This is a genomic window from Vibrio japonicus (assembly GCF_024582835.1).
In the GTDB taxonomy this organism is placed as follows: Bacteria; Pseudomonadota; Gammaproteobacteria; order Enterobacterales; family Vibrionaceae; genus Vibrio; species Vibrio japonicus.
Genome location: NZ_CP102096.1, coordinates 1,179,820 through 1,205,461, shown reverse-complemented (window position 1 = coordinate 1,205,461; position 25,642 = coordinate 1,179,820). Strand labels below are relative to the sequence as shown.

The 25,642-nt window shown below is 44.5% G+C and carries 25 protein-coding genes; 9 read left to right on the top strand and 16 right to left on the bottom strand.

Annotated elements, in window-relative coordinates:
* Positions 1-13: 13 nt before the first annotated feature.
* The 11 genes from NP165_RS05755 to NP165_RS05705 all read right to left on the bottom strand — a co-directional run bounded on the left by NP165_RS05755 (position 14) and on the right by NP165_RS05705 (position 10,359).
* Positions 14-1,276, bottom strand: a complete 1,263-nt coding sequence (locus NP165_RS05755) for an imelysin family protein (RefSeq protein WP_257085362.1) — start codon at positions 1,274-1,276, stop codon at positions 14-16.
* A gap of 167 nt (positions 1,277-1,443) precedes the next feature.
* Positions 1,444-2,040: a GTP cyclohydrolase II gene (locus NP165_RS05750; protein WP_257085361.1), complete on the bottom strand. Its 597-nt coding sequence runs from the start codon at positions 2,038-2,040 to the stop codon at positions 1,444-1,446.
* A gap of 198 nt (positions 2,041-2,238) precedes the next feature.
* On the bottom strand, positions 2,239-2,415 hold the full coding sequence (locus NP165_RS05745) for a hypothetical protein (RefSeq protein ID WP_257085360.1): 177 nt from the start codon (positions 2,413-2,415) through the stop codon (positions 2,239-2,241).
* Positions 2,416-2,672: 257 nt separating this feature from the next.
* Complete coding sequence (locus tag NP165_RS05740) at positions 2,673-3,146, bottom strand: DUF2947 domain-containing protein (protein ID WP_257085359.1); 474 nt, start codon at positions 3,144-3,146, stop codon at positions 2,673-2,675.
* Positions 3,147-3,171: 25 nt separating this feature from the next.
* Positions 3,172-3,759, bottom strand: coding sequence for an HD domain-containing protein (locus NP165_RS05735; protein ID WP_257085358.1), 588 nt, complete (start codon positions 3,757-3,759; stop codon positions 3,172-3,174).
* Between the two features lies 1 nt (position 3,760).
* Positions 3,761-4,339: a ribosomal protein S5-alanine N-acetyltransferase gene (gene rimJ / locus NP165_RS05730; RefSeq protein WP_257085357.1), complete on the bottom strand. Its 579-nt coding sequence runs from the start codon at positions 4,337-4,339 to the stop codon at positions 3,761-3,763.
* Entirely contained in the window at positions 4,340-5,884 is a 1,545-nt protein-coding gene (gene tyrR / locus NP165_RS05725; protein WP_257085356.1) for a transcriptional regulator TyrR, read from the bottom strand. It lies immediately after the preceding gene.
* Between the two features lie 104 nt (positions 5,885-5,988).
* Positions 5,989-7,041 (bottom strand): YcjF family protein, encoded by a 1,053-nt coding sequence (locus NP165_RS05720; protein ID WP_257085355.1) that lies wholly within the window; start codon positions 7,039-7,041, stop codon positions 5,989-5,991.
* Positions 7,038-8,414, bottom strand: coding sequence for a YcjX family GTP-binding protein (locus NP165_RS05715; RefSeq protein ID WP_257085354.1), 1,377 nt, complete (start codon positions 8,412-8,414; stop codon positions 7,038-7,040). Before NP165_RS05715 ends, NP165_RS05720 begins: the two co-directional genes overlap by 4 nt.
* 120 nt (positions 8,415-8,534) lie before the next feature.
* A complete protein-coding gene (locus NP165_RS05710; RefSeq protein ID WP_257085353.1) occupies positions 8,535-8,720 on the bottom strand; it encodes a hypothetical protein in 186 nt (61 codons plus the stop codon).
* Positions 8,721-8,835: 115 nt separating this feature from the next.
* Positions 8,836-10,359 (bottom strand): fumarate hydratase, encoded by a 1,524-nt coding sequence (locus NP165_RS05705; RefSeq protein ID WP_257085352.1) that lies wholly within the window; start codon positions 10,357-10,359, stop codon positions 8,836-8,838.
* 192 nt (positions 10,360-10,551) lie between these two features.
* Between NP165_RS05705 and pabB the strand changes: the two genes are divergently transcribed.
* The 4 genes from pabB (at position 10,552) to NP165_RS05685 (ending at position 15,609) form a co-directional block, all read left to right on the top strand.
* On the top strand, positions 10,552-11,919 hold the full coding sequence (gene pabB / locus NP165_RS05700) for an aminodeoxychorismate synthase component 1 (RefSeq protein WP_257085351.1): 1,368 nt from the start codon (positions 10,552-10,554) through the stop codon (positions 11,917-11,919).
* A 99-nt stretch (positions 11,920-12,018) separates the two neighbouring features.
* Positions 12,019-12,624: a CoA pyrophosphatase gene (locus tag NP165_RS05695; RefSeq protein ID WP_257085350.1), complete on the top strand. Its 606-nt coding sequence runs from the start codon at positions 12,019-12,021 to the stop codon at positions 12,622-12,624.
* 283 nt (positions 12,625-12,907) lie between these two features.
* Positions 12,908-14,161, top strand: a complete 1,254-nt coding sequence (locus NP165_RS05690) for an aromatic amino acid transport family protein (RefSeq protein WP_257085349.1) — start codon at positions 12,908-12,910, stop codon at positions 14,159-14,161.
* Between the two features lie 86 nt (positions 14,162-14,247).
* The gene (locus NP165_RS05685; RefSeq protein ID WP_257085348.1) at positions 14,248-15,609 is read left to right on the top strand and encodes an L-serine ammonia-lyase; all 1,362 of its coding nucleotides are present in this window, start codon (positions 14,248-14,250) and stop codon (positions 15,607-15,609) included.
* Between the two features lie 82 nt (positions 15,610-15,691).
* On the opposite strand, the gene NP165_RS05680 is transcribed toward NP165_RS05685, so the two are convergent.
* Positions 15,692-16,846, bottom strand: a complete 1,155-nt coding sequence (locus NP165_RS05680) for an amino acid permease (protein ID WP_257085347.1) — start codon at positions 16,844-16,846, stop codon at positions 15,692-15,694.
* A gap of 43 nt (positions 16,847-16,889) precedes the next feature.
* Between NP165_RS05680 and NP165_RS05675 the strand changes: the two genes are divergently transcribed.
* Complete coding sequence (locus NP165_RS05675; RefSeq protein ID WP_257085346.1) at positions 16,890-17,114, top strand: hypothetical protein; 225 nt, start codon at positions 16,890-16,892, stop codon at positions 17,112-17,114.
* 274 nt (positions 17,115-17,388) lie between these two features.
* On the opposite strand, the gene queD is transcribed toward NP165_RS05675, so the two are convergent.
* Positions 17,389-17,751 (bottom strand): 6-carboxytetrahydropterin synthase QueD, encoded by a 363-nt coding sequence (gene queD / locus NP165_RS05670; RefSeq protein WP_257085345.1) that lies wholly within the window; start codon positions 17,749-17,751, stop codon positions 17,389-17,391.
* Between the two features lie 295 nt (positions 17,752-18,046).
* Here queD and NP165_RS05665 point away from each other — a divergent pair, with 295 nt between their 5' ends.
* From NP165_RS05665 to NP165_RS05650, 4 genes are all read left to right on the top strand, one after another.
* Positions 18,047-19,660 (top strand): methyl-accepting chemotaxis protein, encoded by a 1,614-nt coding sequence (locus NP165_RS05665; RefSeq protein WP_257085344.1) that lies wholly within the window; start codon positions 18,047-18,049, stop codon positions 19,658-19,660.
* 180 nt (positions 19,661-19,840) lie between these two features.
* The gene (asnS, locus tag NP165_RS05660) at positions 19,841-21,241 is read left to right on the top strand and encodes an asparagine--tRNA ligase (protein WP_257085343.1); all 1,401 of its coding nucleotides are present in this window, start codon (positions 19,841-19,843) and stop codon (positions 21,239-21,241) included.
* Between the two features lie 120 nt (positions 21,242-21,361).
* A complete protein-coding gene (locus NP165_RS05655) occupies positions 21,362-21,601 on the top strand; it encodes a hypothetical protein (protein ID WP_257085342.1) in 240 nt (79 codons plus the stop codon).
* A gap of 109 nt (positions 21,602-21,710) precedes the next feature.
* Positions 21,711-21,902, top strand: coding sequence for a hypothetical protein (locus tag NP165_RS05650; RefSeq protein WP_257085341.1), 192 nt, complete (start codon positions 21,711-21,713; stop codon positions 21,900-21,902).
* A gap of 48 nt (positions 21,903-21,950) precedes the next feature.
* On the opposite strand, the gene NP165_RS05645 is transcribed toward NP165_RS05650, so the two are convergent.
* The 3 genes from NP165_RS05645 to NP165_RS05635 all read right to left on the bottom strand — a co-directional run bounded on the left by NP165_RS05645 (position 21,951) and on the right by NP165_RS05635 (position 25,322).
* Positions 21,951-22,160, bottom strand: coding sequence for a hypothetical protein (locus NP165_RS05645; RefSeq protein WP_257085340.1), 210 nt, complete (start codon positions 22,158-22,160; stop codon positions 21,951-21,953).
* A gap of 69 nt (positions 22,161-22,229) precedes the next feature.
* A complete protein-coding gene (locus tag NP165_RS05640) occupies positions 22,230-23,642 on the bottom strand; it encodes an aminotransferase-like domain-containing protein (protein ID WP_257085339.1) in 1,413 nt (470 codons plus the stop codon).
* 210 nt (positions 23,643-23,852) lie between these two features.
* Positions 23,853-25,322 carry a vWA domain-containing protein gene (locus tag NP165_RS05635; RefSeq protein WP_257085338.1) on the bottom strand — a complete coding sequence of 490 codons (1,470 nt, stop codon included), beginning with the start codon at positions 25,320-25,322 and terminating at the stop codon, positions 23,853-23,855.
* Positions 25,323-25,642 lie beyond the last annotated feature (320 nt).

The following is a 25,642-nucleotide window of genomic DNA, read 5'->3' as shown; positions in this document are numbered from 1 at the left end:
CTTCAAGAAATAATTAGAATTCGTGATCGGCAGTATCTGGATTCAGGCTTGTAATGCCGACGATTTTAGCCGCTCGTTCAATGGATACCGTTTGTTCAACCAAAGACATAATGGTTTCATTCACCAATGCGTTGCCCTTAGTGTTACCCGCTGCGATCAATTGGTCGAAGAATTGACCATTTTTCTCTGCCGATGTCACTAACTGACCAACTTGAGTACGAGTCTCGTCGAACTGCTTTTGGATCTCATTCGCAGCTTGCTTGTCTTTTTGCGCAACAAGATCGTTTAAGCTTGGACCAGTAAGCATTGAGCCGTCTTGACGCTTGTAGCTACCCGTGTAAACGTTGTAGATACCCTGCTCGTTGTAGTAGTGAGAGTTGTGTGTGTTGTCTGAGAAACAATCATGTTCGTCTTCCGTAGAGTTGGCTTCAAGCGCAACTTTCATACGCTCACCCGCTAACTCACCTAAAGACAGAGAACCCATACCAAACAGCATCTTGCGCAGACCCTTATCAGCAGAGTCGTTAATCAACTCTTCACGGTAATTCCCTTCCGTTTCAGCGTTCCACTGGTTCTCCATCCACTCTAAATCTTGAACAAGAAGATCAGCAGCCGCTTTCAGGTATTCGCCGCGACGGTCACAGTTACCATTCGTACATGCATTACCTACAACAAAGTCAGTGTATGCACGTTCACCCGCACCCGCATTTGTTCCATTAAGATCCTGCCCCCAAAGCAAGAATTCAATGGCGTGGTAGCCTGATGCCACGTTTGCTTCAGAGCCGCCAATCTCATTTAGGTCAGCAATTGCTTTTGGCGTAAGTTGAGTCACATCGACAGTTGCTGCACCGATTTTTAGTTGCTTATTCGCTACGATGTTTGCACTCGCGCCTTCGTTACCTAATTCGTATTGATAGTTAGAATCCACGTAATCGATTAGCCCCTCGTCTAACGGCCAAGCGTTCAACTGACCTTCCCAATCGTCGACAATTGCGTTACCAAAACGGAAAACTTCAGACTGTTGATAGGGTACACGCGAAGCCAACCAAGCTTGTTTTACTTGCTCAAGTCCTTCAGCAGACGGATCTGCAAGGAAAGTTTCGATAGATTGATCGAGCGTTTTTGCTGTTGTTAGCGCATCAGAGAATACGGCATGAGCGATATCCGCATAATGTTCAACGACTTGTTCTTGAGTTACGTTTGCAGCAAAAACTGAGCTGCTAGCCAGTACCAGAGAAGTAGCAATAGACTGAGCTAATAGCGATTTTACATTCATTACAGGCGTCCTTGTTGAGCATGGTAATTATTCTTGAAAGGTTAGTGCTAATTGTTCTCATTTGCACTAATGGTCAAGATAATACAAACTTACAATTTTTTTGCAAGCATGAAACAAAAAAGGCCTCACATAAGTGAGGCCTCTGTCAATAAAGGTACGCCAAGGGTTTAGAGTTTTAAATCGTGCTTGCCATGAGACACTTTTGCTTTGAGGTAACCTTCATTACCGTCTTTTAGGTGCGCTGAGGTATTGACAACGCATTCTATTTCAATTCCATGCTCTTTTAGTTCACGAACCTTTTTAGGGTTATTGGTGACTAAGCGAATATTACTGACATTCAACGCATTTAGCATTTGCGCCGCTTCGGTAAAGTCTCTTAGGTCATCACCAAAACCAAGGTGATTGTTCGCTTCATATGTATTCATGCCTTGGCTTTGTAGCTCATAAGCATCAATTTTATTGTACAAACCAATTCCGCGCCCTTCTTGACGCAAATATAGAATAATTCCCCCAGATGTCGCCATGAAGTTAATGGTTTCGTCCAGTTGTTCGCCACAGTCGCATCTCGATGAATGGAACACGTCACCGGTCAGGCACTCAGAGTGCATACGAACTAGCGGCGTAGATTGGGTCTTGTCGGCTTGTTTAAAGATGACAGCGATATGCTCTTTGTCGGTTTTTAACCCTCGAAAAGAGAGAATTTCTGCATCTATGTCGCTATTCATTCCGACTTTGAATTTTACTCTGGCTCTTACTTCCGCCATATCCCTACTCACTTGAATCTACGTCTTTATTCGTTTCTATCTTAAAAGATACTGCTTCTGTGACTAACTATGGGGACTCAAACCTGAGAAATCAATGGTTAGTTCACAATTGTTATAATATAACAATTTGGATTTATGACAATAAAAAACCTCAGTGACTTCGCGTCCTGAGGTTTCAAACACCATATCGTTATACGACTAGTGGTTTTGCTTAGTCTTCCAAACGAAATGCTCTATCCACATTGCTTCTAATTCTTGAAGCTCTTCTTCTGTTAGCAACGAGAGTGTCGGTTTGGTCTGCGGCAACGTATACGCCTGTAAAAGGCTTATTTGCGCATAAAAGTCTTTTCTCAGCTGTGTTTTATTAATATCCACGACTTTCCCTGTACCCTTGTTAACTAAACAAATAACCATTTCATTTACTTTTGTGCGAAAAATGATAACAAATTACAAAATCCCCGCAAAAACTAATGTTAAAAGTGGGCTGAGAATCACATATTATTCAACCAGTTACACTTTACAATCCAAAAGGATCTTGGATCTATTTTGATCACTTTATTGATCATTCCTGGAACGGTTGATCTTATTTATCTGGTACATAACGTAAAAAAGCAGGATAAACCTGCTTTTTGCTATTTTCGATAACCTAACTTGACGTTACCTTTGGAGTCGAACCACAGGGCTTCATTACGCCTGCGTCCTATGAGGATCGGACCATCATCATAAAATAGAAAGTTCTTCCAATACTTCTTAAATGTTGACCACTTGGTTTCAATAACATTGTATTTTTCATAACAAAAATAAACAGTTACATCATCTTGCCAGTCTAGAAAGTCCAGAACTTCCGTTGGCATTGGCTCATCATCACTTTCCCAAGCAGCCATCCAATCCACCGTTTCTTTCCAGTTGGATTCTTTCATTGGCCAGTCGCTTGAACTTAAACGATCTGCATCAGGGCTTTGTGCACTGATATTTTCTTTCCAAAGCTGAGCTGATCTCGCCTGATCCATTGGCTTAATCGCGGCAAGATCCTTTTCAGGAACTGGCATTGATTGATGAGTAAAAATCCATTTTCTTTGGTATTCATCCAAAGTTAGATACGACATTCATTTTCCTCGTTAGTACTGGCTATCAAGCCTTAAGCCAGCCTTGTTCTGTAGCGTCTTCGATAACTTGCTGTGCTTTTTCCCACAGAGCTTCGGAGCCGTATTCAATTTTTCGATTGATCGTCATTGCTTGTTCACGAGTCACACCGTTCTCTTTCCAGCTTTGACCGTTATTATGGTAGTTGAGAAGCATAGGAATAAGACGATCCAACGCCTTGGCAAACTTGGCATCGGCAGATTGTGCGTTTTCGAACTCCGTCCAAAGTTCAAACAACGCTTGACCTTGATCCTCAGGTAGCATGCCAAACAGCCTTTTCGCTGCTTCCAGCTCTTTCTGTTCCTGCTCTTTGGCAGCTGACGTGTCATACACAAAAGTATCGCCAGCATCAATTTCTACGATGTCATGCAGCAGTAGCATTTTAACAACGCGAGCAATATTCACCGGCTCATTTGCATGCTCTTCCATTAGAATTGCCATCAGTGCAACATGCCAGCTATGCTCTGCACTGTTCTCTAACCGCCCGTCCGCACTTTTTACGCGCGATCGTCTTAGTACGGATTTCAACTGATCCAGTTCGATCAATAAAGACAGTTGCTGTTCCAAACGGCTCATTCTAATTCCCTTTCCAGTTTTCGTTAATTAAACACGTCAGATTGTGATCTTCCCAACGACCATTAATCAGCAAGTAGTCTTTGGCAAACCCTTCTTTTTCGAATCCTACTCTTTGCAGTACTGCTTCACTGCGTTTATTTCTTGGCATATAACCCGCCATGATTCGATGGAGGTTCTGTATAGAAAACATATAGTTGACTGCCATGCGAAGTGCTCGCGTCATCACGCCTTTTCCTTGCATGTCCTTCCCGAGTGAATAACCCACGTTGCACGCGTAAAAAGGAAAGCGGGTAATATTGCTAAACGATATGGTGCCGTACATTTGGCCTGTCTCACGATCAGTAATGATCAAGTAATAGCCTAACCCCATTTTGTGCAATTCGTTGAGCTTAATCAGTTTCTGCGTCCAACCTGTTTCCGTAAAGAAAGAAGGCTCTCTTATTGGTTCCCACTCTCGCAGGTGCTCTCTATTGGCGATGAAATAGTCTGAAATCAGTTTCCCGTCCATAGGCTCAGCAGTTCGAAGAATAATATCGCCGTCTGTCTCAAAAACTTGCTGAGGTGTGCTTACTCTGTCCATTTAGTTTTTTCTGATCCCATATTCACGTAATTTGTTCGCGACAGAAGTGTGTGAAACGTTCAAACGCTTGGCCAGTTTACGGCTGGACGGGAACGACTGATACAGACGCTCTAACACTTGTGACTCGTACTCTTTCATGATTTCATCCAACGACCCATCTAAGTTAATCGTTGGTAAATTCACCTCTGACGATGCCGCCTGAGGCAAATGGAACAAATCAGCAGTGAGCTCGTCACCTTCTAATTCGGTAATTGCTCGTAGAACCATATTTTCTAGCTGACGCATGTTTCCGGGCCATTGATAGGTCGAAAGCTGATCCACTAAGTTTTCATGGAATGAGGGCTTGGCGATACCGAGCTGTTTTACGTATTTGGCCACAAACAGTTCAAGCAGCGGTGTGATGTCGTTTGATCGATCACGCAGTGGTGGAATCGTCAGTGTCAGCACATTGAGTCGATAGAATAAGTCTTCTCGGAACGAGCCAGATTCAGAAAGATCAGCCAGGTTATATCGAGTAGACGCAATCACACGAACGTCTACGTGAATCTCGTCTTCTTCACCAACTCGGCGGAATGTGCCGTCTTGCAATAGTCGCAGCAGTTTAATCTGTAGATGCGGGCTCATCTCTCCAATTTCGTCAAGCAGCACCGTACCACCGTTTGCTTGCTCGAAGATCCCTTTGTGCCCTTGTTCATGGTTAAATGATCCCGGAGCATGACCAAACAATTCGGTTTCGGCCACGTCATCCGGCATCGAAGCACAGCTTAATACTAGGAACGGATTAGCCGCACGGTGTGAGCGATTGTGACAAGCGCGTGCCAACATTTCTTTACCCGTTCCGGTTTCACCTTGAATGAGTAGAGGCTGATCAAGCATAGATAGCTTCTTAGCCTGCCCCATTAACGCCTTGTGTCGATTAGAAATACCAACAAAATGCTCAAATCCCAAATTGTTGTGCAGCGGTAACATGTCATCAAACATGCGCTTCTCTTGCGCCGATCGAATCATGACTACCCCACTTGCCAGAATAGACTCATTGGATTCATCAGTGATGTATACTGGCATCACTTCCAATGTGTAATCTAATCCGTTGATCACTATGTTGTCTCTATGACGAGTGATGCGCCCTTCGGCCCATTTGGAGAAGTTGAAATTTGGCAAGAATGACGCGATAGGATGACCAAACATGTCATCCGCTTCGCAGTTGAACAAGCTTAATGCTGCGTGGTTCACCATATCGACGTGACCTTTGAGGTCTATAGACAATACGGGTTCAGGCAGGCTATTGAGCAGTGAGATAAGCTCAGTGTTGTGCCTCTCCATCGGCATAAACTGAATTTTACGCACATCTTTTACGCCTGAGATTCTTCGTATCTCAGCCATAAGTTCGCTAAACGTATTAAAATCGATATCTGGGCAGTTTAGGTAGATAATGCCAGTGATATCAATTTCAATACCTCGTAAATCGATATTTTTGGTTGCCAAAATATCGAGCAATTCACGAGTCAGACCCAATCTGTCTTCACAAAAAACTTCTAGACGCACGTATATGAATCCCTAACTTGAGGTGTCACGAAAAGTTGACAGTAGTTTCCCTTAAGCCTAGATCCTCGTCAAGCAAAGTGAGTAATACTTGCTTCACATTCGCGCTATTTGATTGTTATTGCGGCTAATTTTTCAACGATGCGCTTGCGAATTGTCCCAAGTTTTACTTTACGGTCCTGATGCCAAGGTATAGGTCGCAACAATGACATGGCTTTTAGCCCGAGGCGCGCTGTTAAAATACCGACACCCAAACCTTGCCCGGCTCGTGCTGACACTCTTCCTGCCAGATCCATCGACATCAGATCCATACCCGCGTCAATGGCCAATTCACTTGCACCTGCGGCAGCCATATTAATTAAGGTAGCTTTAAACAGCTTTAAACGCGACCAGTAACCCAGCTCGACTCCATACACCTGCGCTAAGTTGTCAATCATTTTAAAATTGCGCCATGCCACCAGCAACATGTCGGCAATCGCTAATGGACTGATCGCCACCAGCGCAGCAGATTCTGTCGCATGTTGAGACACTATTTTGGTCGCAACTTTATCTTGTTCTGACACGACCATCGCGTCATACATATCAATCACTTCTGCATCGCTATGAGACGAATTGACACTATTAATCCAACGATCGTAGCTGGCAGATTCCTGCTTGACACCACTTTGCTTGGCAATCGCTTCACAAAACGCTTTGCCTTTACCTACTCCATCCGCCAGCATCAGTGCTTCGCTCTGCTCTTGAACACTAAAGTGACGACGTAACGTTCTTAACTTCCATATCTCGCGTCCAATGACACTGATGCCTAACCCTGCAATGGTTGCGATGAATCCCGCCCAGCCCAATGCTAACCAATCAGAGCTTTGCACAGAGGTCACGATGGTATCGATCGCCTGCCACCCCACGAGACCAGTAAATGCAGTTAGTAAGCCGCTCGCAAGCCATTTAGGGCCTTTGTTGGGGCGTATAACGTGTTCTAGGCGATCTTCTTGCTCTGTCGCGGTTTCCGTAGATTCAATTTCTACCGGAACAAACTTCTCTTGCTCAGAAAATTGCATCTGCACATTTAAGTCAGGAGCACGATCTCGCTCTTTTTCTTGAGTTAAGCCTTGGTCGAAAACTTGCTTCTTTTTAAGCGTTGATTCTGTTTCTTTGCTCATTTCAGCTTGTCTCCAATCAAATAATCTAAAGCTTTATCTAATCGTATATGCGGCAATGGCTCATCCTCGGACAGTTCTAGAGGCCTGAACGCGGTAAACTCAAAACCTTGCGCGTCCCAATACGACTGATTCGGTAATTTTTTAGGCACTTCTCCAGGGAATACCGTGAGTGGCTGTTCATCTATGGTCACGCCCTGAAGCGCCGGAATCGCCTGATCTCCCTGACTGATAAACCCTGTTTGTGTCGCCTGTATTGACGCCATCGTCATACAACTCATTTCGATATTTTCATAAGAGGCACTCTGCCACGCAGGATGCACCATCTGTTGGAGAAGAGACACAAGGTGAGGATGTTGTTCGGGAGTGACGTGATCCGCTTTCGTCGCAGCAAACAGAACCTTATCAATACGAGGCGCAAACAATCTTTTAAGTACATTACTGCGGCCATAACGAAAGCTATGCATAATCTGCTCAAGTGCATCACGCATATCGTGGAAAGATTCATAGCCAGCGTTAAGGGGTTGTAAGCAATCCACTAACACAATTTGTCGATCAAACGTTGCGAAATGGTGCTTATAAAACGCTTTAACGACTTTTTGTTGGTATTCCTGATACCTTGCCTTCAGCATGGCTAGATTCGATCCTTTAACGACTTTTTTCTCAGCATCAAACCGACAAGGAAAGAACTGTAATACAGGCGCGCCTTCTAACTCCCCGGGTAACACAAATCGCCCCGGTTGAACCCAGTGCAATCCTTCTTCTTTGCATGCGTACAAATAACGTGTGTAGCTTTCTGCAATGTCAGCAAGTCGTTTTTCATCCACTTCGCTATCTAAATCGAAGTCATGGGCATCATTCAACCAACTTTCAGCCAGTGATTGTCGCTTGCCTTTAAGCGCAGCAAACTGACTCGCCGACCATTCTTGAAAGTCCATGTCGAGCAGCGGCAAGTCGAGCAGCCACTCGCCCGGATAATCGATAATATCGATATGGAGCGTCGAAGTACGGCTCAACAATCGCTTAGCTTTGCTGTTCGGCTTGTATTTCAGTGCTAAACGAATTTCACTGACGTCTCTGGTGGGTTCTGGCCACTTAGGAGGGTATGAGTGAATATGCTCCATTGACTCATCATACGCAAAACGTGGCACCATCATATTCGATTGAGGCTCGCGTTTAGCGCCAATAATTCTTTTATCCCTAGAGGCCGTCAGTAAAGGGAGATTGTCATGAGTTGAGGTATGAAGAAGCTGATTCACCAAAGAACTGATAAAGGCCGTTTTACCAGCTCGAGAGAGTCCGGTAACGGCAATTCTTACGTGCGAATCCATACTACGATGAATTAGGTCGTTCACTTCTTGCGTAATTTTCTTCATTCACTGTCTCTTTATATTCAAATCATTGAACATGCTAATAAATCTAATCTTAATCGTAGATGAATAAAAAAGCCCTTGATAAAAATCAAGGGCTTCGAGAGTCAGATTTGCTCTTTGAGTCTAATCGTCTTCAATCAGTTTGTAGACAACGAAAAGTGAAATTTCAACAAGTAGAGCCAGAACCAATGCGATTGTGACGTACTTTTCATCAAAGATACTGATTCCGTGAAGAATAAGGTCGTAACCCACAACTCCACCCACTACCACTGCAATAATCAGTTGTAGGATTTGAACAAAACGAGGCATGAACGCTCCAAACATTTAAAAGAATTAGAATATATGGACTAAAGGTGCGACTGAACCGCACCTTTGTCAAATGTTACCTAATTAAATCAGCAGTTTCTCACACTCCTGAGAATGCTTATAGCTGCTCTTCCATCTCTTGGATTTTCACTTTCCACGTATCTGGACCAATTTGGTGAGCGTTAGTACCGTTTGAGTCAACCGCCACGGTGACTGGCATATCTTCCACTTCAAACTCGTAGATAGCTTCCATACCTAAGTCTTCAAATGCCACGACACGCGCTTTCTTAATCGCTTTCGCCACTAAGTAAGCAGCGCCACCAACAGCCATCAAGTATACCGCTTTGTGCTTTCTAATTGATTCCACTGTCGCAGGGCCACGCTCTGCTTTGCCGATCATGCCCATGATGCCTGTCTCATCAAGCATCATGTCGGTGAACTTATCCATACGCGTTGACGTTGTTGGACCAGCAGGACCAACGGCTTCATCACCCACCGCGTCTACTGGGCCTACGTAATAGATAAATTTACCTTTGAAATCGACGCCTTCAGGTAAACCTTCACCATTTTGCAGCATAGTTTGGATGCGTTTGTGTGCCGCGTCACGACCCGTAAGAATCTTACCAGAGAGAAGAACGGTCTCGCCTGTCTTCCACTGCTCAACTTCTTCTTTTGTCACCGTATCAAGGTTTACGCGGCGAGTGTTGTCGCCCGCTTCCCAAGTGATGTCTGGCCACTCTTCCAATTTTGGTGGCGTTAGATCCGCAGGACCAGTTCCGTCTAGTGTGAAGTGTACGTGACGCGTTGCAGCACAGTTAGGGATCAGACACACTGGCTTTGACGCTGCGTGCGTAGGTGCGGTTTTGATTTTCACGTCAACAACAGTCGTTAAACCGCCCAGACCTTGGGCGCCAATGCCTAGTCGGTTTACTCGGTTAAAGATGTCCAAACGCAGTTCTTCTTCTGCATTTTGTGGGCCACGCTCGATAAGCTCTTGGATATCGATGTGTTCCATCAAAGATTCTTTCGCCAGTACTGCCGCTTTCTCAGCTGTACCACCGATACCGATACCTAGCATGCCTGGTGGACACCAGCCTGCACCCATCGTTGGCAGTGTTTTCTCTACCCACTCAGCAATGTCGTCCGATGGGTTGAGCATCACCATCTTGGTTTTGTTTTCACTACCGCCGCCTTTTGCCGCGATTTGGATTTCAACTTTATCGCCTGGCACCATATTGATGTGTACAACGGCTGGCGTGTTATCTTTGGTGTTGATTCGCTTACCTGCTGGGTCCATAAGCACCGAGGCACGTAGCGGGTTATCTGGGTTGGTGTAAGCTTGGCGAACACCCTCGTCAACCATCTGCTGAACCGTCATATCGGTAGAGTCCCATTGAACACCCATGCCGATGTTCACGAAACACGTTACGATACCCGTGTCCTGACAAATAGGTCGGTGACCTTCAGCAGACATACGAGAGTTAATCAGAATTTGAGCGATGGCGTCTTTTGCCGCTTGGCTTTCTTCTTTGTGGTAGGCCTTTTCCAGAGCTTGAACAAAATCTAAAGGGTGGTAGTAAGAGATGTACTGAAGTGCATCAGCAACACTGCTGATGACATCTTGCTTGCGAATTACCGTCATTGCATGCCTCGTTATAGTTATGCTTCCTTTTGTAACCACTAAGAAAACGTTTGCTTATCTCGCATTTGATGAAGATAAACTGCGCTATTGTTATTGTTGAACGTCATCTAGCAGCTTGGGTTCGCATTATGATACTCTTGCTTTCCCTCTGTTACCATGCAGTGATCGAACTCTTTGTCACAAATTACACAAATGAATAACAACACACCAAATAGCTTAGAAATCAAAACGATTAACTATCAAACTGACCTCGCTCAGCAACTTTTCAGCCGTATCGAGCATATGCCTTGGGCAATGTTGTTACGTTCGGCTTCCCCAAATCATATCGATAGCCGTTTTGATATTTTGGTGGCTGACCCGATCGCCACATTAACCACACTAGGAAGTAAAACGACTGTTGTTACTTCACGCGAGACTTTTGAGTCTGAAGCTGACCCGTTCACACTCTTACAGCAGTATCAGCAGCAGTGGTTACCAAGCTGTGCCTATGACGGTGAGTTACCGTTCATTGGAGGGGCTCTAGGCTATTTTTCTTATGATCTTGGGCGCAGAGTTGAACATTTGCCTGACATTGCGGAACACGACTTATCAACACCAGACATGGCGGTTGGATTGTTTGACTGGGCTGTTGTGATTGATCACAAAGACAAGGCTGCCTACGTCGTGGGGCAAGAGGTAGAACTTCATTATCAATGGCTATTAGAACAGTCCCCTACTCTAGCTGACGCTTTCACTTTGCATGGCAGTTGGCAATCAAACATGACCAAAGAGAGCTACAGCACCAAGTTTGCTCAAGTCCAAGAGTATTTGCGTTCAGGTGACTGCTATCAGATCAACCTTGCTCAACGATTTAAAGCCAAATACTCCGGCAGTGAATGGCGCGCTTACCAAAAGTTAGAAGCGGTCAATCAAGTGCCATTCTCCGCGTTTATTCGTACTGAGCAAGGCGCAATCTTGAGTGTTTCACCTGAGCGTTTTCTTGAGGTCAAAGACCGCGTGATTGAAACCAAACCTATCAAAGGGACAAGACCAAGATACGAAAACCCAGAGGAAGATCAAGCTGCTGCGACAGAACTAGCCAACGCAGAAAAAGACCAAGCTGAAAACTTGATGATTGTCGATTTACTGCGTAACGATATTGGTCGAGTCGCCAAACCGGGCACTGTTCACGTACCTAAACTGTTTGATATAGAAAGCTTCCCTGCGGTACACCACCTAGTGAGTACAATCCGCGCGGAACTTGACGCTCAATACAGCGCGGCCGATCTGCTTCGAGCGAGTTTTCCAGGTGGGTCGATTACTGGCGCGCCGAAAATACGTGCGATGGAGATTATCGAAGAATTAGAGCCTCACCGACGCAGTGCTTACTGCGGCAGTATTGGGTACATAAGCCGACATGGCCGAATGGATACCAGTATCACCATCCGAACTTTGATCGCGGAAAACAGCACTATGCACGTTTGGGCGGGTGGAGGACTGGTTGCAGACAGCCAATGTGATGCAGAATATCAAGAAACATTGGATAAACTAAGCCGGATTCTACCTGTACTGGAAAGTTAACCGTACAACGACTTTGTGGGTATGAACTATTATTACGTTATAAACAAATAAAAAGTAGTCAACCAATACCCTTTATTTACAGTCAGTTATGGAGTTAATGTGAGCCCAGAACTCAACAAAAGCCAGCTAATTCAGAATTTTCAACTTCACCAAACGGTGGATTACCATAAAGATTCGATGAGGCGTGTCGCTCATTTAAAATCGTATCCGCTGCGTAAAGCATCGGTGCTGATCGGTTTTGTGGAGCGAGACAACGGGCTCAACGTGATATTCACGCGCCGCGCAAAACATCTGAAACACCACCCTGGACAAATTAGCTTTCCGGGGGGCAAATACGAAGATGATGACATCAATTTAGCGCATACGGCTTTGCGTGAAACATACGAAGAAATTGGTATCGAGAACCAACAAATCTCGATATTTGGCCAGATGCCTGAACTGGTCACCATCAGCAAATTTAGCGTTACCCCTTTCCTCGGTTTTGTCGATAACTCCTATGTCACCACAATTGATAGAAACGAAGTCGATGAAGTATTCGAAGTGCCGGCACGCATTGTTTTTGATCGATATCAACTGCATAGTCACCAGTTTCAATTCGGGGAGTACACACATCGTGTCTTTGGGCTTTCCTACCAGAACCACTTTATATGGGGTATGACAGCACAAATCATTCAAGCACTTCAAAAACACATTTTGTACCGTTAGCCGTGTTGTTGCAGCATTATGCGGCACTCTTGTTTTCTCTTTACTCAGTAACAGTCACTCATACTGTGAAAAAGTTCTAATTTTGTTAACGCGAAATTAGAAAATCTAATCAAACTCATTAGTAAACCTCGCGCGTGGCACGTCATTTTCGTGACAATGCACATATTTTTGCAATATCATGCAACGTCACAACCCGATTCGTGATTTAGATCTATATGCGAAAGCATGTTTTTATGCAGAATTGCGGCCGACTTATTTCCTGTTCCCAAAATGAGTATCACAAATGAAAACTACTACTTCTGCGGTAGATACCGCACGATCGTCGAGTAAGTTTACTTACAAAGACTTCACTTGGTGCCTATCGCTATTCGGTACCGCTGTAGGTGCTGGCGTACTTTTCCTTCCAATTAAAGCGGGCGCTGGTGGTTTCTGGCCATTAGTAATCCTTGCTCTGATTGCCGCTCCAATGACTTGGTTCGCTCACAAATCTCTGGCTCGTTTCGTTCTTTCTGCGAAAAATCCTGAAGCCGACATCACTGACACTGTTGAAGAACACTTTGGTAAGACTGGCGCAAACCTTATTACTTTCGCTTACTTTTTCGCTATCTACCCAATCGTTCTTATTTACGGCGTTGGCATTACCAACACTGTAGACTCGTTTTTAGTTAACCAAGTTGGTATGGAATCTATCCCTCGCTGGTTGCTGTCAGGTGCGCTGATTGCTGCAATGACTGCGGGCGTAGTATTTGGTAAAGAGCTGATGCTAAAAGCGACTTCTGCTATGGTTTACCCATTGGTATTGGTTCTACTTGCGCTTTCGTTCTACCTGATTCCTGAGTGGAATGGTTCAATGATGGAAGTTGCACCAGACTGGTCTGCAATGCCAACCATCGTTTGGCTTGCGATTCCAATCATCGTGTTTTCTTTCAACCACAGCCCTATCATTTCTCAGTTCTCTAAAGAGCAACGTCGTGTTTACGGTGAGAATGCAGTGAAGAAAACAGATGCCATCACTGGTGGCGCAGCGATGATGCTAATGGGCTTCGTCATGTTCTTCGTATTCTCTGTTGTTCTCTCTCTATCTCCAGAACAACTCGCTATGGCGAAAGAGCAAAACATTTCGGTTCTTTCTTACCTAGCGAACATGCATGAGTCTCCACTGATTTCTTACCTAGGTCCTCTAGTGGCATTTGCTGCCATCACTTCAAGCTACTTCGGTCACTTCTTGGGGGCACATGAAGGTCTTGTTGGCTTAGTTAAATCACGCTCTAACGCTTCTGTAAGCAAAATTGAAAAAGCGTCTCTGTTGTTCATCGTTATCACTACTTGGATTGTGGCTATCGTTAACCCAAGCATCCTAGGTATGATTGAAACAATGGGTGCACCGATGATTGCCGGTATCCTGTTCCTAATGCCAATTTTTGCCATGAACAAGGTCCCAGCAATGGCGAAGTACAAAACTTCTGCGCTAGTACAAGTTTTCACAACAATATGTGGTCTTGCAGCAATTAGTTCTGTAATCTACGGCGCTCTTTAATCACGTTTTTTACGTGCTTAGGCCAAAAATATAACGATATTATAAGCCTCCCTACCCCTGGGAGGCTTACTTTTGAGGTAATCGATATGATTAGTGTTTTCGACATCTTTAAAATTGGCGTTGGTCCTTCAAGTTCTCACACTGTAGGCCCAATGAAAGCGGGTAAAGAGTTTATTGATGAATTAAATGCAATGGAAAAATTGCAAACCATCACTAAAATCACCGTTGATGTCTATGGATCGCTATCACTGACAGGGAAAGGTCACCACACTGATATTGCTATCATCATGGGTCTTGCTGGTAATACCCCTGAGAAAGTAGATATTGACTCTATTCCGGGCTTTATCGCTCAAGTAGAAGAAACTGAGCGCCTGCCTGTTGACAATAACTGTCACACAGTATCGTTCCCGAAAGACGGTGGTATGAACTTCCATACTACTAACTTAGAGCTTCACGAAAACGGCATGCAAATCCACGCTTGGAATGGCGACGAGAAAGTGTTCTCTAAAACGTACTACTCTATCGGCGGTGGTTTTATCGTTGATGAAGAGAACTTCGGTAAAGAAGTTGAGAACCCAGTTCAAGTACCTTACCCATTCACATCAGCAGACGAATTGGTTGCCCAAACGCGTGAAAGCGGTCTTTCTATCAGTGCGCTAGTGATGAAAAACGAGCGTGCATTACACACTGAAGAAGAGACACGCGAGTACTTCGCAAAAATCTGGAAGACGATGAAAGAGTGTATGGAACGCGGCATGAACGAAGAAGGTATTCTTCCGGGTCCACTTCGTGTGCCTCGTCGTGCGGCTGCGTTACATCAGCAACTTCTCACTTCAGAAAAAACCTCAAACGACCCAATGTCGGTTGTTGACTGGGTAAACATGTTTGCGTTTGCTGTAAACGAAGAAAACGCAGCAGGTGGCCGAGTGGTTACAGCGCCAACAAACGGTGCATGTGGCATCATCCCAGCGGTTCTTGCGTACTACGATAAGTTCATCCAAACGGTTACAGAAAAAGACTACATCCGTTACTTCGCAGCCTCTGGTGCGATTGGTGGTCTATACAAGCGTAACGCGTCTATCTCTGGTGCTGAAGTGGGTTGCCAGGGTGAAGTCGGTGTTGCATGTTCAATGGCAGCAGCGGGCCTTGCAGAGCTTATGGGTGGTAGCCCTGAGCAAGTGTGTATGGCAGCTGAAATCGCAATGGAACATAACCTAGGCCTAACTTGTGACCCAGTAGCAGGGCAAGTACAGGTTCCATGTATCGAACGTAATGGCATTGCAGCCGTGAAATCGATCAACTCTTCACGCATGGCACTTCGCCGTTCTTCTGCGCCGACAGTCTCTCTAGATAAGGTTATCGAAACCATGCTTGAGACGGGTAAAGATATGAATGCTAAATACCGTGAAACATCTCAAGGTGGTCTAGCAGTTAAGGTTATCTGCTAATATCAATGTTGATGTTATAGCTGAATAAAACAAGCCCGAGCAAATGCCCGGGCTTTTTAGTAACTGAGTGTTTTTTGCCAAGCTAGATCACTTGAGACGCCAGCAAAAACCCGCCGAACAGCAGTGAAAATAGTAACATCGTCGTACCACCTTCCGTGGTGTAACGCTCTTCTTCTGTACCCGCGAGTCTGAGTTTATAAACCATAGCCAGTGGGACAAAAATCGCCAACACTACCAAAATGATACCTGCGTAAGCTAACACAGATAAAAACTTGTCGGCCGCAAACATGGCACCAACCAAAGGTAAGATGAAGGTGATCACGTAAGTGACGACTCTATTTTGATTAAACATGTCACGGTTCTGATTGTACAGAGACATCGCCACGCCAAAAAACGAGGTCAATAACGCTAACCCTGTAAACACAGAAAGCAACGACGCAAACCAGCTTGAATGATGCTCAAACGCTGCAATTAAATCACTAATACCTTTGAGCTCGCCCAACTGTTCTGGCTTCAAGTTGCCCACGACAGCGAATAGCCAACACAAGTAACACACGAGAGGAATCAGCGAGCCCACAATCACCATATTTCGAAGTTGCTTATCCGTTGCCTCTTTGTTGTACGAAACCAGAGACGGAATTACAACCATGAACCCAAAGCTCGTAAACAGTACAGCACTCGTTTTGATCAGCGCAAAGTGGTCGTCATTAATCACTCGGATAAGATTGTTGCTACTGAATTCTGGTAGAAGGAAGAGTAAAGTTGCTGAAAGACTGGCGATCATCACGAAGAACAATGCGCGGTTTAATTTATCTATCACTCCTGTGCCAGTAGCAATAACCATACCTGACAGAAGTGTAAATCCGATTTGGCTTTGGTGATTCGTTAAATCCACACCAAATTTGAGTGCGAGTTGGTTTACGAGATCTGCAGCGCCAAGAATGTAAGCCATCAATAGGCAGATTAGGAGCGCATAAAGTAGTGCATTGGACACCAACTGCCCGCCTTTGCCCAATGTTTTGCGAGCGATTGAGTTAAGCCCTAACCCACCACCCGATTTAATCGTCGCTTCAAGCAACAACAACGCGGCGTATGTTGTTCCAAAGCAAATAAATATCATTAATAAAGTCCCATACCACAGGCCAAATTGAGCCAGTACCATTGGGATTGCAAGCATACCAGCACCTAAAGCCGTGCCAGAGATAATCAGGGAGCTACCTAGAAGTTTAGTATTCATATTGTCGTATTCTATTTTGATTGATAAAGATTGAGGTGCGCGTGTGCCTAGCGCTGTGGCTAACAATCAAAAGAAATACGAGCAGCGAGCTTTGAAATTAAAGAAGCGAGAAAATGCAGACGAGCAAAAAGAAGGGCTTTCGGAAAATGAAGAAGAAAATGGTTGTGCTGCCAGCCATGAATGTGGCGAACCTTCGGTTGGTTCAATAATTGGCGTGGTAATTTTTAAAATCATTATAATGTCCGATGTTGTGAAAGATTCCGTATAAAACGAGAGTCGCGGTTCGTGCGACCCACCTCTCAATAAGCGAGGTCATTTCATATTATCTATTGATTGAGGGAATGCAATGACAATATTTGACAAAACGCCATCATTGTAGACTTATTAACCAGAAAACCCTGTCAACTTTAGAGAAATATCGCCAGTAAATACTGGTAACTTTCACAAGTCTTAGGAACACAAAACCTAGATCCGCAAAGCATAGATACAAAAAAAGCGAAGCCTGAGCTCCGCTTTCACCTGTTCTCGGGAGATATTTACACTTATTCGCCCTTGTAAATACAGCCCGCAGTGCACGTTTCTTTAATCTCAACTTTACTCAGTAAAGGCAAGCTTGGCTTAAGCTCCTGCCAAATCCATTTTGCCAGCACTTCACTGGTTGGATTCTCTAAGCCTTCGATATCATTCAAATAGTAGTGATCTAAACGATCGTAAATAGGCTTGAAAGCGGCTTTGATTTCAGAAAAGTCGATAACCCAACCTGTGTGTGGATCAACGTCACCTTCAACATACAGACGGACTAAGAAAGAGTGACCATGCAGGCGACCACATTTATGACCTTCAGGAACATGTGGTAAGCGATGTGCCGCTTCAAACATAAATTCCTTGTAAAGTTCAGTTCTCATATTGGTTGGTTCTCGAGCTTTAAAAAAGACAGGCAATACTAAGGAATTACACCAAGTGTGACAAGCATCTCATCACGATAAATCTCGATCAATTGTGCACATAGATACACCAAACCTTGAGATGTGTCGTAAAAATGGCGTTGCGTCAAAACCTTGATAACGGCAGCGTCACATCACATTTACTTAAACCACACTTAGCCTGTGGTCACATTCCGTATCCCACCCCGTTGAATTGTCATATAATTCGGACATCCTCTTGAAATTTATTCCAATTTTAAAATCAAAGTACTTATAAATGAGCTCAACGATTACAACCAAGTTGCTGGTGACTCTTGTTACTGTATTTTCCCTTGTTTTGGCTGCTTCTACAGCGTACCAATATTGGCAACAGAAAGAGCTAATGAACTCAGTTCTCAGTGAACAGTTGCATGACAAGGCCAGTAACTACTTCGACAGCCTCAACATGATGATGCTAACAGGCACGATGGCGCAAAAAGAAACGTTGCGCCAAAAAGCGTTGGCACAAGATGGCATTGAGCAAGTCAAAGTATTGCGCTCAGACGTCGTCAGCAAACTTTATGGCCCAGGCCAAGAGAACCAAAAACCAACGGATGACATTGATCGACGCGCTCTAAACGGTGAACTGATTATTGAACCTATCCAAGCGGAATGGGGCAAAGGATTGGTTGTCGCACTGCCGATGAAGTCGAGCGAAAACTATCGAGGCACCAATTGTGTTTCTTGCCATATGGCACCAGAAGGAGAAGTGCTTGGCGCCATTCGCCTTGAGTACAATTTATCTCACGTGAATAGCCTTATCAGCCAACGCACATTTATTGCTGTATCTATCATGGCGACGTTGGGGCTGATTGGTTTTCTCGTTACCCTACTCCTTATCCGAAAATTCATTGTTCGCCCTATTCAGAAAACCTCTAGCTACATGCAGAGCGTGAGCGAAAGTAAAAACTTATCACAGAGACTTGAGCACGAAAATAAAGATGAAATTGGCCAGTTAGCCACCGCGATTAACTCTTTTATGGGTACAGTAAGCGACAGCCTTCAACAAGTTCAACATACCTCGCATAACCTGACTAGCTCAGCCACACAGCTAACGAATGTGGCGATGGTGACTGATCAAGCTGCGCACAACCAGCAAAAAGAAACGTCTGATGTGCAATCGAACATTGAGCAGATGCAATCGCAACAACTCCAAGTCGAACAAGCAACGGAAGAAGCCTCTGGTTTGATCAAACACACGACAAGCATCGCTGAACAAAGTGCCACTCAAGCACATGCTGCGAGCACTGAGATCAAAAGTCTGGTGACAGACATTGAGCAAGTCAAAGGCAATATTGTGGATCTCAACCAGCAAACGGCAGAGGTATCCACCATTTTGGAAGTGATCAAAGGGATTGCAGAGCAAACGAATTTACTCGCTTTGAATGCTGCGATCGAAGCGGCACGAGCAGGTGAGCAAGGTCGTGGATTTGCTGTGGTCGCCGATGAAGTCAGACAATTAGCGAGTCGCACTGCCGAAGCAACTGGAAGCATTGAAGCTATCATTTCTCAGTTCCAGAAAGACAGTGAAACATCACTCCGATCTGTCGATACTGTTTGCGAAACAGCCCATCAACGTTCAAACGAAATCGAAGCATTATCTTCCGCTATGTCTGAAGTGGTGTCTGAAATGCAACAGGCGCTACAACATGCGGAAAATATTCAGCAACAAACCAGCAATACAACGCAGGTCAGTTTGGAAGTTCAACATAAAGTCGAGACAATCACTCAGCATGCTGACGAAACGTCTCAATCAGCCGCACAGACTCGTGATATTAGTATGAATCTTGAACAGCTGTCTGAACATCTGGAACTACTTATCAACCAGTTTTCTCTTTCTCATAAGAATTAAGCCGATTTGCGCGATTTTTATACGAGGAATTGAGAATAAAGGTTGAAGCATAAGAATTGAAAGGTAATATGTTCCATTGAATATGTAGAATTCTACCCAACCCAATGTTTGCTCATTAGTTAAACAGTGAGTTACTGAAGCATTGGGTTGAATTTTTACTCAATGGAGAATATTTAAAACATGACTTACGCGCCTGTAAATGACGTACTAAGCGGTAAGCTAGCAGTAGACAGTGAAGTAACTGTTCGAGGCTGGATCCGTTCACGTCGTGATTCCAAAGCTGGAATTTCTTTCCTTGCCATCTATGACGGTTCTTGTTTCGACCCGATTCAGGCCGTGGTCCCAAATAATTTAAATAATTACAATGACGAAGTCCTAAAACTGACAACAGGTTGTTCTGTTGAAGTGACGGGTAAAGTTGTTGAATCTCCAGCATCTGGCCAAGATTTCGAACTAGCAGCGATAGACGTAAAGGTTGTAGGTTGGGTTGAAGACGCAGACACTTACCCAATGGCAAAGACTCGTCACTCTATCGAGTACCTACGTGAAGTTGCACACCTGCGCCCACGTACAAACGTAATCGGCGCTGTAGCACGTGTTCGTAACTGTCTATCTCAAGCCATCCACCGTTTTTACCATGAGCAAGGTTACTTCTGGGTTTCTGCTCCGCTAATTACGGCATCTGATGCGGAAGGTGCAGGTGAAATGTTCCGCGTATCTACGCTAGACATGGAAAACCTACCTCGCACAGAAGAAGGCAAAGTGGATTACAACGAAGACTTCTTCGGCAAAGAAACTTTCCTAACGGTATCTGGTCAGCTAAACGCAGAAACTTACGCTTGTGCATTAAGCAAAGTGTACACATTCGGCCCGACGTTCCGTGCTGAAAACTCGAACACCAGCCGTCACCTTGCAGAGTTCTGGATGGTTGAGCCAGAAGTCGCATTCGCGGAACTGGATGACGTAGCAAAACTGGCTGAAGACATGCTGAAGTACGTATTCAAAGCGGTACTAGAAGAGCGTCGTGATGACCTTGAGTTCTTCGCACAACGCATCGACAAAGAAGCCATTACTCGTCTAGAGCAATTCGTTTCTTCTGACTTCGCACAAGTTGACTACACAGACGCAATCCAAATCCTTCTTGATTCTGGTCGTGAGTTCGAATTCCCAGTTGAATGGGGTATCGACATGTCTTCTGAGCATGAGCGTTTCCTAGCAGAAGAACACTTCAAAGCGCCAGTTATCGTTAAGAACTACCCGAAAGACATCAAAGCATTCTACATGCGTCTGAACGATGACGGTAAGACTGTAGCAGCGATGGACGTACTTGCACCGGGTATCGGCGAAATCATTGGTGGTTCTCAGCGTGAAGAGCGTCTGGATATTCTAGACGAGCGTATGCGTGAAATGGGTATCGAACCTGAGCACATGGGCTGGTACCGCGATCTACGTCGTTACGGTACAGTACCTCACGCTGGTTTCGGCCTTGGTTTTGAGCGTTTAGTGTCTTACGTAACAGGTATGGGTAACGTTCGCGACGTGATCCCGTTCCCACGTACACCACGCTCTGCGAACTTCTAATTCGCAAAAAGAATGATATAAACCTCCGCATGCGGAGGTTTTTTTATGCCTGTAATAATTGGAACATGTGTCCTTTATCTACTAATTTTAAAGGTGTTTATTATGTTCAGGGAACGGACAATGAAAGTGTTCAAAATTGAAGACCTCAACTATAACGGCGTCCAAGACGGTGTACACAGCTGGGATCACCCTCAAGGTACACAACCGTATTACTGGCATCCTGACTGGCTTCACGTCGCAGAGGATCTAACCGGGATGCATGGTCGTAAAGAGTTAGATCTAGAAGAAGGTGAAACCCCGACAATAGAGCACGCAAAGCAAGCCATTGTCGATGATTTGAATAAAAAGAATCAGGACTAACCGCTCTCTATTGCAGGGATTCTGCGGATTTTTCGTTCAGCAAAACCTCACGAGATAAACCATACTTATTAGGTTCACTAAGAAAAGTTGTCTAGTGAGGAGACAAGTTATGAAAGTATTCAGACTTGATGACCTGTCATATTTAGGCAGGCACGAAAAAACACTGGAGTGGGATCATCCAGCAGGTAGCCAGCCCTATTTCTGGCATCCTGATTGGCTTCAAAATGCAGAAGACCTGATGGGTATTTACCCATCCGAGCAAGATCCTTCCGCTTCACATCCAGATAAAACATCACGCTAATTTTAGTGCATAAAGCCTCCTACCCGACTTCGGTTTAGGAGGCTTTACTCAATTGTCTTCATCAACTTTAGACGCGTAGCGGAAACCATAAATACATAGAGCAAACATAGCAAAGGGGATCGCGGCCGCAGTGTATTCAAGCAATGGCATGCCAGAAAAGGATTTAGATAAAATTAGGTGGCCAAAAATAACAAGTAACGCACTGACTATCGCCACCACAATCAGCCTATATTCATGCTTCGAACTCTGTCTTTGCATAACATTAACTCGGTGAATTGTCGTTTGGCTATTTCACTACAAGCCAGCCGAATAGTTGCAATACAGTTACTAAGATAAATCTCCAAACAGTTGAGTGTGTACCCGTTCCGCTATCCGCTGGAGGGCACTTTCGGTCTTCGCGTTCAACTCAAAGGAGATATTGAGGCGTATGTAATTTTGGTAACGCCCTTGCGCACTGAATAAGCTTCCATACCCAAACGAGATCCCTTCAGAAATTAACTGTTGATAAATCGCCGAAATCCTTAGCTGTTCAGGGAGCTTTAGCCAGAGAAAGTAACCACCATTTGGCGCAAATATTTGGGTACCACTTGGAAATGTGGCTTCAATAAACTTCGTGTACTGTTTTTGACGCAAGCAAAGCTCTTTTCGCAGCTTACGCAAATGGTTGTCATAACTTTCATATTGTAAGTAATGTGCAACACCTTGTTGAATGGGGAAACTGCTCGAAAGCGTAGACAGCAATTGCTGCTTTTGTAGACGCTCACTCAGCTTTCTATTCACGACCCACCCTATTCGATAGCCTGGACACAACGATTTAGAAAAAGAGCCACATAGCAATACTCTATCGTGTTCATCCCAATATTTTAGGGGCTTAGGCTGGTTGGCTGAGAAATGGAGTTCGGAATAAACGTCATCTTCAATAATGTTGACATCGTATTGATTTGCCAACTCAACGATCGTTTTTTTGCTCTTATCGCTATACAAAGCCCCTGTTGGGTTCTGATAATTTGGCATTAACCAACACACAGAAACACTTTTCCGCTGAAATGCATTTTCCAAGCCTTCCAAATCGATACCGTTGCATGGTTCAACCGTAACTGGGACAGCAACAAGCTGGTTTCTCTGAGTTGCTTCAATCGCGCCGTAAAACACCGGGTCTTCGATGACAACGTGATCACCAGGTTTAGAAACAACCTGTAAGCTAAGGTTCAAGGCTTCCATCGCACCTGAAGTAATCACAATATCTTGATGGGAAACGACAACACCGTTTCTCAGATAGCGCTGCGCTATCAATCGTCTTAATTGCTCATTTCCCGGTGGAAGATCGCTTACAGCACTATTGGCCGGCATTTTTCTCCCAGCACTTGCAAGATGCCGAGTCAGTGTCTGAAAAGGATACAAACCTGAGTCAGGTAGTGCCAAACCCAAAGGGGCATCAACTTGGCTGCTGTTACGCAGATATTCGTACAGCTCATCCTTATACTCGGTTTGAGAAAAGTGGTGCTCAACCGGTGGCGCGTGGCCTCTTTCCATATCAGGTGATACGAAATAGCCAGATTGGGGTTTGGCTTTTATCCACCCTTCCGATTCCAGCAATTGGTAGGCTTGTAAGACAGTAGAAGCACTAACAGAGACACTGCGGCTCATCACACGTACTGATGGGATCTTCTCCCCTGCACGCCATGTTTCGTTTTCTATCAACTGTTTGATGTCTGTAGCCAACTGCTGGTAGCGATTCATTGTTTTTACTTAGCTGCTTTTAAGAATAAGCCGCCGATTATAATCGCTGAGAGAGCGTTAGACCTAAAGTAGGATGCGATTAGTGCGTTCAAAGTAGCAAAACGGTAGGTGCTCACATTGATAAGGTCAACATTCAGTACAGGAAATACGCACAAACGAAAGCGCCCAGCCATGTGCTGAGCGCTTGCATTTTTATAAGTATATAAGCGATTACTGAATAGTCAGCTCACGCGTTACGGTTTCACCGTTGATATCTAGAGATAGCTTTACAACGTCACCCGCTTGTAAAGGCGTGTTCAAAGCCGCTAGGTAAGCGTACTTGATCGTTGTTTGTAGCGAAGAATAAATGCCTACAATATCAGATGTGTTAATAACCTTGTAATACGTGCCGCCAGTTTGTTCAGAGATCGCTTTCAGGTCTTCTTCATCTGCATCAGCACCAAGCGCAATAGAATGAACTGGGATAGAGTTTTGGTTAGCCTTTTCAATCACACCGGCTCTGTCGTTAAAATCACTGTGCCCGTCGGTCATTACAAATGCTCGTTTGATCGCGTTTTCACGGCTTATAAGAGCGATAAGCGACTCGTCTACAGCTTTTTCTAGTTCCGTACTGTATCCCCAAATAAATGAGTTTCCTATAGACGCAATATCGTCGTTTCGGCCTGAATGCTTTTGATCATACTGCGGCTCATCAGACCAAAGTCCAGAATGCGGGTTGTAAACATCAATAGCAAAGTGAAGCTTAGCTTGTTCCTTCAAAAAACCTGAGTCTGAGTAGTTATAACTTACCGACTGGTCATTGCTATCAACAAGATCAAAAGTGGTCAAAAGCTGATTTGTAATCATGAGAACGTCTGACGCAAAAGGAATCACTGCCACTTCATCCGCGGTGCTTTTTTCTGAGACAAATTGATGAGCCGCTAAAGCAGTAAGCCTGTACAGGTTGTACGCAATGCTGTTGTTATCATCTATTACATCATCGCCGTTTTCATCTGTCGCGCTATGTCGCATTGAGCCACTTCTATCCAACGTCAATACATTACTACTTGCAACACCAAGCTGATCAGAAGAGTTTAAATTAGAAATAGCTATCGGCTGGCCATTGATACTGACACTGAAAGCCGCTTTCGTAAGCTGGATAACCGCATTATTTGTTGATGAATCGGTGACAGAGAACATAAGCTCATCACCACTCGCTTTCTGGATCGCACTAATAATGTAATTGGCTGAAGCAGGAATCGTGGACGCAATAACCGTTGGAGCCTTATCGCTGTCTGTTTGAACAAAGTTATCTGCATGGGCTTTCAGTGTTTTGTAGCCATCAAGTGAAGCGCTGATTACGGGCTCCTGACCTGTCACGTCGGCTTGAGGAACCGTTAGCGTAAACACACCACAATTGTCTGTTGTGGTTTCTGCACCTAACGCCGTACCAATGTAATCTTCCAGAGTCACCTTGGCATTCGCCATAGGTTCATAGCCATCCGGTACATTTGGACACTCGGCACTATATGGACGAAATAGCTCCCTGCTTAATGCCCTAGCAGACTGTGCCGAGACACTTTGTGGAACGACGAGTGAGCCTGAGTAAGTCGTCGTTTTCTCTTCACTACTACTTCCCCCGCCACAAGCTGCAAGCGCAAATATTGAAGAAACAAGTGTTATCTTTTTATATTGTTCCATTTATCCTAAGTCCTAACGTTGTATAAATCGCCCAATAATGTAACTGGTTGCACAACATTTAAACATAATCACAACAAATATATTAAGCAGTTATTATAAATGAAACTATATGCATATTTGTTTCTAAAATATACAACTTTAGTTCCATTCTTTTTATCGCTCTTAGATTTGATGTATACACCAACAATGCCGATTCACTCATTCCCACATCAACCACTAAACTAGTGAAAACACTTACTTCACAGCATGTTCCTCATAAATTTTAATTTTGTTTATTTTTGTTCATGTAAACGGTTGTACCAACTGTGCGAGAAAGGTAT